Source organism: Thermoleptolyngbya oregonensis NK1-22 (assembly GCF_032705245.1).
GTDB classification, from domain to species: domain Bacteria; phylum Cyanobacteriota; class Cyanobacteriia; order Elainellales; family Elainellaceae; genus Thermoleptolyngbya; species Thermoleptolyngbya sichuanensis.
The window spans coordinates 1,302,562-1,317,409 of sequence record NZ_CP053540.1 but is presented as its reverse complement, the minus strand read 5'-3'; the positions used below and the strand labels follow the sequence as shown (position 1 = coordinate 1,317,409).

Here is a 14,848-nt window from a genome sequence, read left to right as displayed (position 1 = left end):
ATAATTTCTCGCGGGCTGCGTCCGCGAGAAATTATCCACAACCCAGAGAGCTTATCGCAAGTGTGTAAGTCTTGGACTCATTGGCTCAAAACATCAAGAGCAACCAAAATGCAGCCAACCCAAACCACAAGCTGCTTCTGACCACGGCTCCTGCTGTCTAAAGCCCCACGATCTAAAGCTCCATACTAGCAATCGTAGTAGAGCGAGAACTCGTAGGGGTGCGGACGCAGACGCATCGGGTTCACCTCGTTGTCCAGCTTGTACTGAATCCAGGTGTTGATCAGGTCTTCGGTGAAGACACCACCCACCGTCAGGAACTCGTGGTCTTTCTCTAAGCACTCCAGCGCATCTTCCAGCGAGCCAGGGGTCGAAGGAATCTTCGCCAGTTCTTCCGGGCTGAGGTCGTAGATGTCCACATCCAGCGGTTCACCCGGATCGATCTGGTTCTTGATGCCGTCGATGCCCGCGCAGAGCATGGCTGCAAAGGCAAGGTAGGGGTTAGAGGTCGCGTCGGGGCAGCGGAACTCCAGACGCTTCGCCTTCGGATTGGAACCCGACAGCGGAATCCGCACCGACGCGGAACGGTTGCCCTGGGAGTAGGCCAGGTTCACCGGAGCCTCGAAACCGGGCACCAGACGCTTGTAGGAGTTTGTCGTCGGGTTGGTGAAGGCTAGCAGCGCTGGAGCGTGCTTCAGAATACCGCCGATGTACCACAGTGCCATCTGGCTCAGCCCCGCATAGCCGTCGCCCGCAAACAAGGGTTGCCCGTCCTTCCAGATGGACTGGTGGGTGTGCATCCCAGAGCCGTTGTCGTTAAACACGGGCTTGGGCATGAAGGTGACGGTCTTGCCATACTTCCGAGCGACGTTCTTGATGACGTACTTGTAAATCATCAGGTTGTCGGCCGACTGAACCAAGGTGTCAAAGCGAATGCCCAGTTCGCACTGTCCGCCTGTCGCCACTTCGTGGTGATGTTTTTCGATGGGCACGCCGCACTTGGCCATGGTCAGCAGCATTTCGCTCCGCATGTCCTGCGAGGTGTCGGTGGGCGCAACGGGGAAGTAGCCTTCCTTGTAGCGGGGCTTGTAGCCCAGGTTGCCGCCCTCCTCCTTGCGGCCGGAGTTCCAGCGGCCTTCGATCGAGTCTACGTAGTAGTAGCCTTCGTGCTGGTTCTGGTCGAAGCGCACATCATCGAAAATAAAGAACTCTGCCTCTGGGCCAAAGAAGGCAGTGTCGCCAATGCCCGTGGAAGCCAGATAGTCAATCGCTTTTTGAGCAATCACGCGGGGGCAACGAGAATAGGGTTCGCCTGTGCGAGGCTCCTTGATGCTGCAAATGACGCTCAGCGTTGGCTCTGCCATGAAGGGGTCGATCCATGCGGTGTTGGGATCGAGCACCATGCTCATGTCCGACTCGTTGATCGCCTTCCAACCCCGGATGCTGGAACCGTCGAAGGCGACCCCATCGGTAAAGCTGCTTTCGTCGATCTGGTTCTCGTATACGGTCAAGTGCTGCCAAATGCCAGGCAGGTCGATAAACTTGAGGTCAATCAGCTTAATGCCCTGGTCTTTGATTAGGCTTAAGACTTCTTGCGGGGTCGTCATGAACTACTCCTTCAGTGATTTGAGCCATCTTGACTCGGATGTTGTTTAGCAGTGAGACTGGTGTGCGATCGCCAAGCGCCTGACACCTGCTTGCCTGGGCATAAGGGAGAAGAATCCCTCAGCGGCCTATATCCTCTAGCCAGTTCTAGCTAGAAGTGCCGCCTAGACTACACTCAACACTCAGAGCAGCGTCATACAAAATGCAGTCTTCAATAAATGGAGTTGTACATCTCTAATGCTGATCAACAGCAGGAGTTTATCAGCAGTCAGAGGTGTTAGAGTCCAGGCCTTGATTACACCTGAATCATCCTAAGGAGAGGCGTAGGCGGTTTTTGTATAATAGGCAACAAAAGCGGGGCTTAACCCTGGAAATCAGCTTTGTACGATTTGGAACAGATTGGAACGGATTGGAACAGATTGCCCCTGCGATAAAGTCCTGAATTGGAGTCTTCTTAGACCCGAAGCTTGAGACAGCGGATGATCCGAAGGGTGATACAAAATAGCGATACAAAACTTAATTGCAAACCCAGACTATCCAGAGCAGTAGGGCGAAATAGGGCCCAATCTTGCGTGATAGACTTTACCATAAGCAATTTAATAAGCACGTTTTGAAACGCCATAGCCAAAGCGCGTTTCAGCCTGAGCAGGGGCATCTTGAGTGCTGTTTTAGCGCTTGTTTCAGGCTCCTGAATCATGGCTGTGCTACAGCTTTGGTCTGTTTCAAAGCGTTGCATTCTGTGTTGGCAAAAACCTGGATTTTGGTCGTGTTGGGAGATTTTGTTTCATGCGGGACGCTGTCACAAGCCTGATTGAAAACTACGATCTGAAAGGCCGCTACCTCGATCGCGATGCGCTAGACACGCTGAAGTCCTACTTCAGCACCGGGGTTTCCCGAGTGCAAGCGGCGGCTGTGATTAATTCAAATGCTGCGGGTATCGTCAGGCAGGCTGGGTCGCGCTTGTTTGAAGAGGTGCCTGAACTGATTCGCCCCGGCGGCAACGCCTACACAACGCGCCGCTATGCGGCTTGCCTGCGCGACATGGACTACTATCTTCGCTATGCCAGCTATGCGCTGGTGGCCGGCGATACAAACCTGCTGGATGAGCGGGTGCTGGAGGGACTGAGGGAAACCTATAACTCCCTGGGTGTGCCGATTGGGCCGACGGTGCGCGGGATTCAGCTTCTCAAAGAAACGGTGGCAGCGCAGGTTGCTGAGGCCGGCATTACCGACACAGGTTTCCTAGATCAGCCCTTTGATTACATGATCCGCGAACTGAGCGAAACCAGCCTCTAAGGGTTTTGTTTTTTGGGGCTTTATCTACTTTTGAGCTTTATCCACAGGTTTTTGGGTTCTGTCGATAGAGCATGTGGATAGAATGATTGAGCGGAGTGGTTGATCGCGGAGTGGTTGATCAAAGCTATCGACTAAAAGTTATTGACTATTGAGCGGGGTGAGGCGTTGCTTCATTCCGCTTTTTGCTGCTGTTTTGCTGTTTGTTTGAGGGAGGGCAATTTGTTTGAGAGAGGGCGATCGCCCCCACTGTTCACCAAAACGCCCTGTTCACAAAAAGCCCACAAACAACACCTGCAAAAACAAGGGTTCTCAGAACTGGCAATGAGTTCGTAGAGTTTAATCCATGCGGGCATCGGGTTCCAGCACCCACAGGCTATAGCCCTTGGCGTTTTTGGTAATAATCGTTTCGTTGCCGCGATAGTTGAGCTTTTTCACGATTTGAACCGCCTGCTGCACGTCTTCAAGGGTTTTGAACAGGCTGTAAAACAACCCATCTACACAAATGGCCATCAGCCGCTTGTCCAGATCGGGGACGCGAATGTTGCAGAACTTGTATTGATCGGGAGAAACCAAAATTCGGTACGGTGCAACGGGTGCATCTGTTGCAGCCTTTTCTGAAGGAGCGCCAGTTGAGGAATTTAGAGACGAACTGGTGTCAGACAATCTGGCTGAAGTGGTTTGGGTCGCAAGCTGGGCGTTGGGTTCCAGCGTCCACACGACAAATCCTTTGGGGACTCGTGTGATAACGGGTCGGTGTCCTCGCTGCATCAGTTTGGCGCAGATTGACTGGGCGCGGGCTTCGGACTTTTCAACGCGAAAGAAGCTGTAGTATTCTCCAGCGAGGGCGATCGCCGCTGTGCGTTCGTTCGAGTCGGGTAGAACAATGTGGCAAGAACGATAATCAGTCCGAAGTTCCAGGATTTCAACTGTCGGCAACCTGGAGGAGGGCAAATTGGGCAAACCGGATGGGGACGCTGAATTGAGGGATTGCATGGCGGTAAAAGAGGGCAACACCAGTACGTACTACAATTCTTGGTTTATCGCCAGAGTTCTGCCATCCGGCAAAGTACGGGAGTAGGAGGGTTGCGAGGCTTGCCAAAGCAGCTAATTTTTCCTGCACGAGTGTCCAGCCATTAGCCCTTAAAAGTTACTCGAAAAGTTACTCGTTCAAATTACTCGTTCATGTTGCGGTAGGTAGCCACGGCAGAGGGCGAGATACGGTTGAGGTAGCGGAAAATCCAGTATTTGAAAATGGTGTCGAGGATGACAGGAAAAGTCGCGATAAAGAGGAAGATAAAGTCGCGGCTTTCGGGAATGCCAAAATGCCGGGAAACGCCCTCTAGCAAAACCTCCCACCCGTGGGGCGAGTGGAAACCTACAAAGATATCCGTCAGCAAGATAATAATAAACGCTTTGGCGCTGTCGCTCAGCCCGTAGACGATTTCATCCATAAAGGACTTCAGCACCTCAATTTCGCGACGGCTGCTCAGCAAGACTGCACCAAAAACCAGCGCTGAGAAGATATCTGCAAAGACGTTTTTGACGGCGTTGTTGCTTTTGGCCATAGCCTCAAGCTGGAGTTCTCGGGCTTTTTCCTGGAGCCGGGTGTTGATTTCGGGTTCGGCTAGGGGTGGTGTCGCACCAACTAAACTGGAAAACCGCAGCCGTTCTTCAAAGCGCCGCAGTTCGTCAAAGGCTTCGTCTTCAATGTCTACATTGAGAAATGCACCTGTGGTTTCGGGCGTGCGGTAGTGATCCACAATGGGGCTGATCAGGAAATTTTTCGTCACCTGCTGGGTCAGCAGCGGCAGGATAATCAGCAGCAGCACCAGCCGCACCGCGATAAACGTGCGCCGTCTGGAGATGTAGAAATCCTCTATCACTTCCTGTTCGGCGTTGGGGTCTAGCTCGCGCTTGATGCGGTCGGCTGTGCGGAGGATAGAGCGGGGCAGCACGCCTGTTTTGTCGGCAATAGATTCGAGATCGGCTGGGCGCTTGGGCGATCGCCTTGCACCAGAGTCAAAGGGCTGCATTCTGCTGCGCTCCGGATCGACCTCTGAGCGGGCCGCCAAGGAAGATACGGGCACAATGCCATCGGCGTAGCGAGCTATCATGCTGTCTACAAAAGCCAGCTTTTTGGGGATCAGCGAACTGCGGTCTAGAATGTCGATTTCGTATGCGTCTGGCGTTTGCCCGTCGATGCGGACTTCGGTGGGGGGGCGATCGCTCTGCAAAATCGAGCTACTGGTGCGAAACTCGGCCAGCCGCAGCTTGGCAATATTGAGATACTTTCGCAACTCGGTCTGAAAATAGGCGCGGGCGCTGCTGCTGTAGTTGCCCTGCTGAAACGAGATGCGATCGCCCCCAAAGTAGGTATCTTCCAGCGCCTTGATGCGGAGCGCTGCTTCGTAAGCATCATCCAGGGCACGCTCTGGGGTGCCCATCAGCCATCGCCGACTAAAGCGAAGATACGCCTGGACACCAGAAACAATTGGGTTTGTCATTTGGGTTTGTCATTGCCTATGCACACAGATTAATCTTCACAGCGATTAATCTTCACAGCGGGGGTGGAGATGGGCGCTGCGAAGCGGGATAGAATGCGTCGAGTCGTAAGTCTGCGCTATTTCAGCAATCAGCCACAAGCTAGTTCGCAATCAGAGTCATCAGAGCCACAACATTCAAAGCCAGAAGTATAGAGCCAGAAGTATAGTATCGTAGCAAATTCTAATTTTTTCACGAGGAGGGGCGTTCCAATGCAGCCGTCGATCTGGATCACGGGCCCATCTCGCAGCGGCAAAACAGCAAGATTAGTGCAGCATTTTGGCGAATGGGTGAGGTCGCTGGAAAACGCTTCGGCAAATGCCCCGGCGATCGCCTTTGCGGCCATCGGCGACAATCGTCTCGACCTCTCCGATCGGCTGGCGGCGCAGCAGGCGCAGTATCCCGTGGAAACCGCCACGCCGGCCGGATTTTTCCTCAGCGAGGTGGTGCTATTTTATCCGCTGTTGGTAGAACGGGGCGTGGTGGGCACTCAGTTTCCGCTACGGCTGCGCCCCGAAACCGAGCAAGCCCTGGCCACGCGCCTCTGGCAGCCTGGGCTAAACGAAGGCACACTGGCGCTGCCGGGTGTGGCGGATTATTTTTTGGTGCGGCGGATGCTGGATCTGCTGCAACTGGCGGCGCTGGCGGAGGTTCCCCCAGAAGACATTGCGCCACTGCTCCAGCAAGGGCTAGCCCCGCCGGAAACACAGCCCGATTTGTGGCTGCACCTCGGTGGAGCGATCGCCCAGTGGCGTGACTGGTGCCTGGAGCGAGGGCTGCTGACCTACGGCGTTGCAACGGATCTATACAGCCGCTATCTGCTGCCCGATGCCACCTACCAGGCTCGACTGGGCGATCGCTTCAGTGCGCTGCTGGCAGACGACGTGGACGAATATCCGGCGATCGCCCACACGCTGTTTTCCCGTCTGCTGGACATGGGGCTGCCCGGATTTTTCACCTACAACCCCCAGGGAGCCGTGCGCTGGGGATTGGGAGCCGACCCGGCGCGGCTGGCAACCCTGGCAGAACGTTGCACCATAGAACCCCTTGACCCGCCTGCCGGAACCCTGGGCACCGACTGGGCCGATGCGCTGGCGGGCTGGGTGCGGGAGCCTGTGCTGCTGCCAGACCTGCCAGACACGATGCAATCTATCCAAACCATCTCGCGGGCGCAATTGCTGCGAGAAACGGCAGAGCAGGTGGCCCAGGCAATCCACAGCGGGCAGGTGCGTCCCGATGAGGTGGCGATTATCGGGCCGGGGCTGGATGCGATCGCCCGCTACACCCTGCGCGAAATCCTCAACCGCCGGGGCATTGCCGTAGAAGCGCTGAACGACCAGCAGCCCCTCGCCGCCTCGCCCATGATTCGCGCCCTGCTGACCCTGTTGGCGCTGGTCTATCCGGGGCTGGGACGACTGATCAACCGAGAGGCGATCGCCGAACTCCTGATTGTCCTCAGCCAGCCTCCCGTCCAAAATTCCCCCTCCCCCATCCAAAATCTTGCCGTCCCTGAGCCTTCCCCCATCATCGATCCGGTTCGCGCTGGGCTGATTGTCGATCACTGCTTTGTGCCCGACCCCGATCGCCCGCATCTGCTGCCTGCAACGGCTTTCCCTCGGTGGGATCGGCTGGGCTATCGGGCCACCCAGGCCTATGAATCGATTCGCCTGTGGATTGAGACGCAGCAAGCGCAGCAGCAGCAGCGGTTGATTCCCAGCCCTGCCACGCTGCTCGACCGCGCCATTCAGCAGTTTCTCTATGGCGGCAGCACCTTGCCCTACGATCGGCTGGCGGCGCTGCGTGAACTCATGGAAACGGCACAGCACTTTTGGGAGGTGGAGTCTCGCCTGCGGCAAATGGATGCGCTAAGAAACGCCGCACCGCCGTCGGAAAGCGTGCAGGACTTTATCGAGCTATTGCGCGGCGGCACGATTACTGCCGATCCCTATCCCGTGCGTCCGCTGATCACCCGTCCGGCGGTGATGCTGGCCACCATCTTCCAGTACCGGGCCAATCGCTCTGCCCACCGCTGGCAGTTTTGGCTGGATGCGGGTTCTCCGCTCTGGCTGACGGGGGGCGGCGGGCTGTTTGCAGCGCCGCTGTTTCTCAGCGATTGGTCGGGGCAGCGGTGGACGGCGGCCGATGCGCTAACGGCAGACCAGAACCGGCTGGAGCGCCAGATTCGGGATCTGCTCTATCGCGCCGACGAGCGCGTGTTCCTCTGCCACAGCGACCTGTCTACGAGCGGGCAAGAGCAAAGTGGGCCACTGCTGACGCTGGTGAATGCGGCGCGGGCGATCGCCCCTCCAGTTGCGCCCCCAGCTACCCCCCTAGAAGAGGCGATCGCCGCTGAGCTATAATGCAAACCGCTAATCCAAACCGCTAATCCAAACCGCTAATCCAAACCGCCAAGACAAACCGCGCTAGAGGACTGATCCAGCCAACTGAATCTAGATCTACGCCTTCAGCCGCAAAATGCTGGTCGTCATCGCCAGACTTTCTTCATACAGCACGTCGCGTCCCCAGCGCTGAAGCTGCTGGCTCACCAGAAACTCCGCCTTCTGATCGTTGATCGCCGTCACCTGCTCCGTCCGGCAGTTCTGAGCGCTGCCGCCAGCCTCCATCCGCATACAGCCCGTCGTTTCCGAGCAGAGGATCGTGCAGCAGTTGGCGTTGACGTTGCTCGAACTCAGGCGCAGCCCAATCAGGTCGCCGATAATCTCGCCCGCATCGGCAATCGGTACACCCGCCAGCTCGGCATGAATATCCTGCCCATTCGGGCCTTTGAACATCACCGTTGTAATGTCATAGTCGCCAGGTGTTTCTGTAATAGACACTGGCTTCCAGCCTAGACGACTCGCAAACCAGCCCAGATACATATAAGCCTGCGCCGGATTGCCTTTTTCGTAGTCGATGGTGATTTTGTCTACCTCTGCCAAGGCAACGCGCCGCTCTGGGGGGTCAAACGCGGCCGCAGCCAACTCTTGCCACACCGACAGCCGATGCCAGTTGAGGTCAGCAATATACGTATCTGACTCAATCAGTTCCTGCATTTTCAGGAATTCCATGGCCGGGTCGGTGAAATAGGACGAATCGAGAATCAAGCAGTTGCAAGCCGCCGCCAGCTTGCGAAATAGCTCATGTTCTGGGTTTGGCGTTGCCTTCCACCAGACAAACTTTGGCAGGCTAGGAATCATCAGCGTTGCCACCAAGTCACCCACCCGGTTCAGCGCTTCTTTGGTGCCCTTCATCGTGATGTATTCGCCACAAATCGACGCTGCGTTGCCGCCCTTTTGAATCGGGCAATAGGCCGACACCTGCGCCGTCACGCCCGTATCTTCGCCCAGCGTAGGAGCCAAGGTGATCACGCGGCAGGGATTTTGAACGGCGATCGCATCGCTGATTGTCGAACCACGATCGTCTCGATTTTGAAACACGCGCTTTTCCGGCGGCAGCTTAGCCACCTCTTCCCGCAGCCGCGCCAGCGTTTCTGGATCGAAGCGCCCCGTCATCCGCAGCCCCAGCGCTTTTTGGGCTGCCAGCACTGCCTTTTTGGTACTTGGGCCAAAATAGCTGTCAATCTCCTCAGTGTAGAACCCCAGAATCGCCAGCAGTTGTTGAAACTCCTCTGGCGCGTATACCACGATGCTAAAGGTCGCCGCACGAGTCGGTGCAGGCATTCCCTTTGCGCCACTCTGCATCCGCCAAATCTGACTCAACTCCGCCTCAATCTCGCTGAGGGAAATATCCTTCGGTTGCTGTAAGGTAACAAGCGGTGTAGTAGTCATGGGTAATGTCGTGGAGAAATGTTGAGAAAACTAGGATTCAAGTAAGATTCAAGCCAGTTCGAGTCTCAATGCTGTTCTTCGAGCTTGTATTCTTCGAGCTTGTATTCGACCCAAGCCCTTTCTACAGCCTCCGCCAGCGTCGTCCGTCCCGATTGAGCAGCAGTTCTGCCTCGATCGGCCCCCAGGTGCCTGCCTCGTACAGCGGAATCGCATTGGGATCAGCAGGTGCATCCCAGACTCGCAGCAGCGGCGTGAGAATGCGCCAGGAGGCTTCTACCTCGTCACCCCGCGTAAACAGGGTTTGGTCACCCAACATACAGTCAACCAAAAGTCGGCTGTAAGCGTCGGTATTGGCGCTACCAAAGGCCGTGTCGTAACGAAAATCCATGTCTACCGAGCGGGTTCGCAGAGAGGTTCCAGGCGTTTTCACTTCGAATCGGAGTGAAATTCCCTCGTCTGGCTGAATCCGCATTGCCAGCACGTTGGGGTTGGCCTGGCGCGATGCCGACTGGAACATCAGGTATGGCACTTCCTTGAACTGGATGGCGATTTCCGACACCTTTTTGGGCATCCGCTTGCCGGTTCGGAGGAAGAAGGGAACACCCTTCCAGCGCCAGTTATCGATGTTGAGCTTGATAGCGGCGTAGGTCGGGGTTGTTGAAGTCGGGCTGGCCCCTTCTTCTTCACGATAGCCAGGAATTGCCTTTCCGTCTTGCCAGCCCGCGGAGTATTGTCCCCGAATCGCACCTTTGCCGATTTCAACCTCTTCGGCCAGGTGGGTCGCTTGTAGCACTTTTACTTTTTCGTTGCGGATACTGTCAGCATCGAGCGAGTTGGGCGGCTCCATCGCTGTCAGACAAAAGAGCTGCATCAGGTGGTTCTGCACCATATCCCGCAAGGCTCCAGCCGTTTCGTAGTAGCCAGCTCGTCCCTCTAGTCCAACGCGCTCGGCCACCGTGATTTGCACATGGTCTACATATTGACGGTTCCACAGCGGCTCAAAGATGGCATTGGCAAAGCGAAACACCATCAGGTTTTGGACTGTTTCTTTGCCGAGGTAGTGGTCGATGCGGTAGACCTGGTTTTCGTTGCAGACATGCTGCACGACCTGGTTGAGCGCCTGAGCGGAGATCAGGTCTTTGCCAAAGGGTTTTTCAATCACTAGGCGATGCTTTTCGGGATCTTGCAACATTCCGGCTGCGCCCAGTTGCTCGATCGCCCCAGAGAAGAAGCGGGGAGCCACCGCCAGGTAGAATACCCGGTTGCCACGGGTGCCGCGGGTGTCATCCAGGTTTGCCAGGAAGTTCTTCAAGCCCTGATAGCTCACTGGGTCGTCCATGTCGGCGGGAAAATAGTACAGCCCGCGAGCAAAGTCATCCCAGACTTCTTGTTTGCCTAGCCCACCGCCAAACTCTTCGACCCCAATCCGCATCTGCTCTCGGAAATAGTCGTTGCTCCAATCCCGTCGGGCCACGCCGACGATGGTGAGTTCGGGTGGCAGACGACGCTCTAGTTTCATTTGGTAGATCGCGGGGATCAGCTTGCGCTGGGTGAGGTCGCCGCTGGCCCCAAAGATGACCAGGATTTGGGGTTCGGGAATGCGGTCTTGCTGAAGACCAACGCGGAGGGGGTTTTCTAGAAGCGTGACCATAGACAAGGTTAGGGATGCGTAGAGTGTGCGTAGGTCGGGTTGGATGGGAGGTTGAGGACGGGTGGAAGAAGCTTTGAGGGGCGATCGCCCAGATGTTATTTCCAGATATTGCTTCCAGATGCGATTTCCAGATGTTATTTCCAGATGTTGCTTCCAGATGCCAGCCCGCAGGACGCGCTAACCCTTGACCTTCGATCCTGACGGGCGTTTCTGAATCTGCCCTGCGCTCCAGATGAGATTTCATGAGATTTCGCAGATTCCATCAGCAGGCTCTAGACCGCAAACCTCGTGAAACAACGAAAGCCATTCCTTATCACACCACCTTCTTCCAGTTCAACTTGGTTTTCTGTTTGACAACCCAGCAAACCTTAATGCGGGCTTTAGGAATGGCCGATTGCCGCCCCCTAAGACCGCCCGGAGATCACAGGATTTTGCTGTTCACGCTGCCGCTCACGGATGAAGGATTCCACCAGCGCCACGTCCTCGGTGCTGCCGATAATCAGCGGCGTGCGGGCGTGAACCTGATCGGGCACTACGTCCAGAATGTCCTGAGTGCCGTTGCTGGCGCGGCCACCGGCCTGCTCGATGAGGAATGCCAGCGGCGCAGATTCGTAGAGCAATCGCAGCTTGCCTTCGGGCTTTTTCACCGTGCCGGGATAGAGGAACACGCCGCCCTGAAACAGAATGCGGTGAAAGTCGCCCACTAGCGCCCCACCGTAGCGGGCGGTGTAGCCTTCATGCCGATGCACGTAGCGGATGTAGTCCCGAATCGACTCGTCCCACTGCCAGAAGTTGCCCTCGTTGACGCTGTAGATGGGGCCATGCTCCGGCACGCGGATGTTTTCGTTCGACAAGACAAATTCGCCCAGGGTCGGGTCGAGCGTAAAGGCGTGAACCCCTGTGCCAATGGAGTAAATCAGCATGGTGCTGGGGCCATAGAGGACATAGCCCGCAGCAATTTGCCCGCGCCCGCTTTGCAGCAAGTCTTGCCCGGTTTCGTCTATATCTGGATCGCTCTGTCGTCGAATCGCAAAGATTGACCCGACGTTAATATTCACGTCTAGATTCGAGGAGCCGTCGATCGGGTCATAGAGCAGGGTGTAGCGACCGATGGGGCAGTTTTCGGGAATGTGGTAAGGCTTCTCCATTTCTTCGGACGCAAGGCGGCAGACCAGTCCGCTTTGTTCAAATACGGAGATAAACACCTGGTTGGCGTATACATCCATTTTTTTGACGGCTTCGCCCTGAACGTTAGTTTGCCCAGTGAAGCCGAGGGCATCGTCCATCAGGCCAGCCCGAGTGAGGCGACGGGCAATCAGCTTGGCGGCCAGGGCAATGCGGCTCATCAGGGCGCTGAGGTCTTGCGCTTCGGGCGAAAAGTCTTGAAACTGCTTGAGGACGTGCCGCGATAGGGTCATGCAGTCGCGGTCGAGGGCCAGCTTGTGGCTTAAATCCAGCATGGGATCGCCTTCAGACATGAGATTCTCCTGCAAAACGCTCCCGGTAGTGTTGGCGATCGCCCTGCTGCGTTGGCGAGGGAAGCGGGCGATCGCCCCCGGATTTCACCCTCTATCTTAGGGAGGCATTTTCGGAACTGACCCGAACTTTAGACGAACTATAGAAATAGGGCTTACGCACTTGCAATAGGTTTTCTGGGTTTTGGATGATTTCTCGTGGGCTGCGCCCGCAAGAAATCGTCCAACTGCGTAAGTTTCTAAGAAAGCCGCAATAAAAAAGACAGATACACTGTACCTGCCTTTTTTATCAAGCTTTGACAACCTTATGCAGCGCCTACTTGTTGGGCTGGGGGGTCATCCGCAGGTAGGGGCGAATTTCGTTTACGCCTTTGGGGAACTTCTGCTTTGCCTCTTCGGTAGGGATCGAGGGCACGACCACCACGTCATCGCCGTCCTTCCAGTCGGCGGGCGTAGCCACACCATAGTTGTCGGTTAGTTGAAGCGAGTCGATCACGCGCAGAATTTCGTCAAAGTTGCGGCCCGTGCTGGGGGGATAGGTCAAAGACAGCCGCAGTTTCTTGGCGGGGTCGATCACAAACACGGTGCGAACCGTCAGCATGGCGTTAGCGTTGGGGTGGATCATGTCGTACAGGTCAGACACGACGCGATCGGGATCAGCCAGGATGGGATAGTTCAGCTTCGTGTTTTGGGTTTCTTCGATGTCGCCCACCCAGCCTGCATGAGAATCCACATCATCGACGCTGAGGGCGATGACTTTCACGTTGCGCTTGTCAAATTCGGGCTTGAGGTTTGCCACGCGGCCTAGTTCAGTCGTGCAAACGGGGGTAAAGTCCTTGGGGTGGGAAAAGAGAACCACCCAGCTATCGCCAGCCCACTCGTAGAAATTGATATCGCCTTCGGTGGACTTTTGGGTGAAGTTAGGAACGGTATCACCAAGTCGGAGTGCCATAGAAAGAATTCCTGTAGTAAGAGTAACAATTTGAGGGTATCTACATCATCCCACAAAGTACAGTATTCCGAGCGGGATTAGCCACTTTCATCATTTTATCTTGGCAGTTGCGACAGGAATCTTAAGAAGGAATTAGGAATTAAGAGCGGGCTGGAAAGGGCGATCGCCCGATTTGCTAAAAGATTCGTCTGTTGTGTAGATATCGACCCATTTCCCCCTACAGATAAAGCTTTACTTCCTGGGCTACGGCGCTATTATCATCATTCACCATGCCCTCCAATACAGCGCGGGCTTCTGGAGTTTGGAAATGTCCCAATGCCTGCACCACACGATGGCGAATTTGCCAGTCGGGGTGCGTGGCGTAGGCCGTCAGCAGAGGAATAGCGCGGGGGTCGCCCAGTTCGCCAAGGGAGCCGATCGCCGCCGTCCGCACCAGTTCATTGGTGGAGCCGAGGGCCTCTTGCAGCAGGTCAAAGCTCGACGGATCACCCAGTTCGCCCAGTGCTGCGATAATGCTGAACTGCACCAGCCATTCTGTGCTGCGGTGATAGAGCGCCTTCAGGTCTTCGTAGGCCGCCGTCAGCTTCAGCGCCCCAATCGAGTCGGCTGCGGCCGCCTGCACGTCGGGTTCGGAATCCCGCAGGCTGGCTTGCAGCAGATCCAGCGCCATGTCGGGATTCTGACTGCCCAGGCTAGCAAGCTGGCTGACGGCGGCGTAGCGCACCCGAACGCTGGAATCCGTGGCGGCAATTTGGATGAGATCGAAGGCGATCGCCGGATCAAGCTGCCGCATTTGGTTCACCGCACGGAGGCGATCGCCAAAATCCCCAGACTCCAGCAGGGCTTTCACAGATTCAGGAGTAATCGTCATCTTCTTAAACTTGGGATTCCTAAAAGACTGGAATTGATTCAGCCGAACACTATTCCACTGCCAAATGCCGCACGATATCGCCGCGGGTCAAAATGCCAATCACCTTGCCGCTGTCGTCGAGGACGGGCAGGCGCGTCGTGTCTCGGTCGTGCATCAGCTTGGCGGCGCTTTGCAGCGTTTGGCTCGGTGTTGTAGTGACGATTTCCTTTCTGCCCGTCATGACTTCGCCAACGGTCTGTCCTAGAGCCTTGTGCAGTTCTCGCTCATGCTTGCCGGGGTTTTCCAGATAAATTACGCTGTCCAAAATCATGATGTAGGGCGGCGGCGTGGGCCCTGTTTCGCGCCACATCAGGTCGGCTTCTGAGAGAACCCCCACCAGCTTGCCATCGGCATCGACCACAGGCAGCCCGCTAATCCGCCGCTCGGCAATCAGCTTGATGGCCTCATTTAGCGGCGTTTCGGGATGCACCACGATTGGGTCGGGAGTCATCACATCAGCAACGGTTACAGTCATATCGGCAAATTAGAAGAACATAGGACTTACGCAGTTGGAGGATTTCTCGCGGGCGCAGCCCGTGAGAAATCCTCCAAAATCCAGACAACTTATCGCAAGTGCGTAAGTCCTGGAACAGTTTGAAGAACGGCTAAAAGCAGGCTATAGGCTCATTGTAG

General features: G+C 55.9%; 11 protein-coding genes. 2 read left to right on the top strand and 9 right to left on the bottom strand.

Annotated features, from left to right (window positions below; all coding sequences use genetic code 11):
- Nucleotides 1–185: 185 nt before the first annotated feature.
- On the bottom strand, nt 186–1,604 hold the full coding sequence (glnA, locus tag HNI00_RS05670) for a type I glutamate--ammonia ligase (RefSeq protein WP_316791458.1): 1,419 nt from the start codon (nt 1,602–1,604) through the stop codon (nt 186–188).
- Between the two features lie 784 nt (nt 1,605–2,388).
- Here glnA and apcB point away from each other — a divergent pair.
- Nucleotides 2,389–2,898, top strand: a complete 510-nt coding sequence (apcB, locus tag HNI00_RS05665) for an allophycocyanin subunit beta (RefSeq protein ID WP_316791456.1) — start codon at nt 2,389–2,391, stop codon at nt 2,896–2,898.
- A 336-nt stretch (nt 2,899–3,234) separates the two neighbouring features.
- Here the strand turns inward: apcB and HNI00_RS05660 are convergent, their stop codons facing one another.
- Nucleotides 3,235–3,891 carry a hypothetical protein gene (locus HNI00_RS05660; RefSeq protein ID WP_316791454.1) on the bottom strand — a complete coding sequence of 219 codons (657 nt, stop codon included), beginning with the start codon at nt 3,889–3,891 and terminating at the stop codon, nt 3,235–3,237.
- A gap of 179 nt (nt 3,892–4,070) precedes the next feature.
- On the bottom strand, nt 4,071–5,402 hold the full coding sequence (locus tag HNI00_RS05655; RefSeq protein WP_316791452.1) for a proton extrusion protein PcxA: 1,332 nt from the start codon (nt 5,400–5,402) through the stop codon (nt 4,071–4,073).
- 249 nt (nt 5,403–5,651) lie between these two features.
- Between HNI00_RS05655 and HNI00_RS05650 the strand changes: the two genes are divergently transcribed.
- On the top strand, nt 5,652–7,799 hold the full coding sequence (locus HNI00_RS05650; protein WP_316791450.1) for a hypothetical protein: 2,148 nt from the start codon (nt 5,652–5,654) through the stop codon (nt 7,797–7,799).
- A 96-nt stretch (nt 7,800–7,895) separates the two neighbouring features.
- Here HNI00_RS05650 and opcA read toward each other — a convergent pair whose 3' ends face one another.
- From opcA to HNI00_RS05620, 6 genes are all read right to left on the bottom strand, one after another.
- Nucleotides 7,896–9,227: a glucose-6-phosphate dehydrogenase assembly protein OpcA gene (opcA, locus tag HNI00_RS05645; RefSeq protein WP_316791448.1), complete on the bottom strand. Its 1,332-nt coding sequence runs from the start codon at nt 9,225–9,227 to the stop codon at nt 7,896–7,898.
- Nucleotides 9,228–9,348: 121 nt separating this feature from the next.
- The gene (gene zwf, locus HNI00_RS05640) at nt 9,349–10,878 is read right to left on the bottom strand and encodes a glucose-6-phosphate dehydrogenase (RefSeq protein WP_316791446.1); all 1,530 of its coding nucleotides are present in this window, start codon (nt 10,876–10,878) and stop codon (nt 9,349–9,351) included.
- A 404-nt stretch (nt 10,879–11,282) separates the two neighbouring features.
- Nucleotides 11,283–12,356 carry a class 1 fructose-bisphosphatase gene (gene fbp, locus HNI00_RS05635; protein ID WP_316791444.1) on the bottom strand — a complete coding sequence of 358 codons (1,074 nt, stop codon included), beginning with the start codon at nt 12,354–12,356 and terminating at the stop codon, nt 11,283–11,285.
- Nucleotides 12,357–12,669: 313 nt separating this feature from the next.
- Complete coding sequence (locus tag HNI00_RS05630) at nt 12,670–13,305, bottom strand: peroxiredoxin (protein ID WP_277773030.1); 636 nt, start codon at nt 13,303–13,305, stop codon at nt 12,670–12,672.
- 217 nt (nt 13,306–13,522) lie between these two features.
- Nucleotides 13,523–14,176, bottom strand: coding sequence for a phycobilisome degradation protein NblB (gene nblB / locus HNI00_RS05625; protein ID WP_316791443.1), 654 nt, complete (start codon nt 14,174–14,176; stop codon nt 13,523–13,525).
- A 49-nt stretch (nt 14,177–14,225) separates the two neighbouring features.
- The gene (locus HNI00_RS05620) at nt 14,226–14,690 is read right to left on the bottom strand and encodes a CBS domain-containing protein (protein ID WP_316791442.1); all 465 of its coding nucleotides are present in this window, start codon (nt 14,688–14,690) and stop codon (nt 14,226–14,228) included.
- Nucleotides 14,691–14,848 lie beyond the last annotated feature (158 nt).

What these genes read in the sequence shown, in the direction of transcription:
- glnA (WP_316791458.1), bottom strand. Translation starts at nt 1,604, where the DNA reads ATGACGACCCCGCAAGAAGTCTTAAGCCTAATCAAAGACCAGGGCATT.
- apcB (WP_316791456.1), top strand. Translation starts at nt 2,389, where the DNA reads ATGCGGGACGCTGTCACAAGCCTGATTGAAAACTACGATCTGAAAGGC.
- HNI00_RS05660 (WP_316791454.1), bottom strand. Translation starts at nt 3,891, where the DNA reads ATGCAATCCCTCAATTCAGCGTCCCCATCCGGTTTGCCCAATTTGCCC.
- HNI00_RS05655 (WP_316791452.1), bottom strand. Translation starts at nt 5,402, where the DNA reads ATGACAAACCCAATTGTTTCTGGTGTCCAGGCGTATCTTCGCTTTAGT.
- HNI00_RS05650 (WP_316791450.1), top strand. Translation starts at nt 5,652, where the DNA reads ATGCAGCCGTCGATCTGGATCACGGGCCCATCTCGCAGCGGCAAAACA.
- opcA (WP_316791448.1), bottom strand. Translation starts at nt 9,227, where the DNA reads ATGACTACTACACCGCTTGTTACCTTACAGCAACCGAAGGATATTTCC.
- zwf (WP_316791446.1), bottom strand. Translation starts at nt 10,878, where the DNA reads ATGGTCACGCTTCTAGAAAACCCCCTCCGCGTTGGTCTTCAGCAAGAC.
- fbp (WP_316791444.1), bottom strand. Translation starts at nt 12,356, where the DNA reads ATGTCTGAAGGCGATCCCATGCTGGATTTAAGCCACAAGCTGGCCCTC.
- HNI00_RS05630 (WP_277773030.1), bottom strand. Translation starts at nt 13,305, where the DNA reads ATGGCACTCCGACTTGGTGATACCGTTCCTAACTTCACCCAAAAGTCC.
- nblB (WP_316791443.1), bottom strand. Translation starts at nt 14,176, where the DNA reads ATGACGATTACTCCTGAATCTGTGAAAGCCCTGCTGGAGTCTGGGGAT.
- HNI00_RS05620 (WP_316791442.1), bottom strand. Translation starts at nt 14,690, where the DNA reads ATGACTGTAACCGTTGCTGATGTGATGACTCCCGACCCAATCGTGGTG.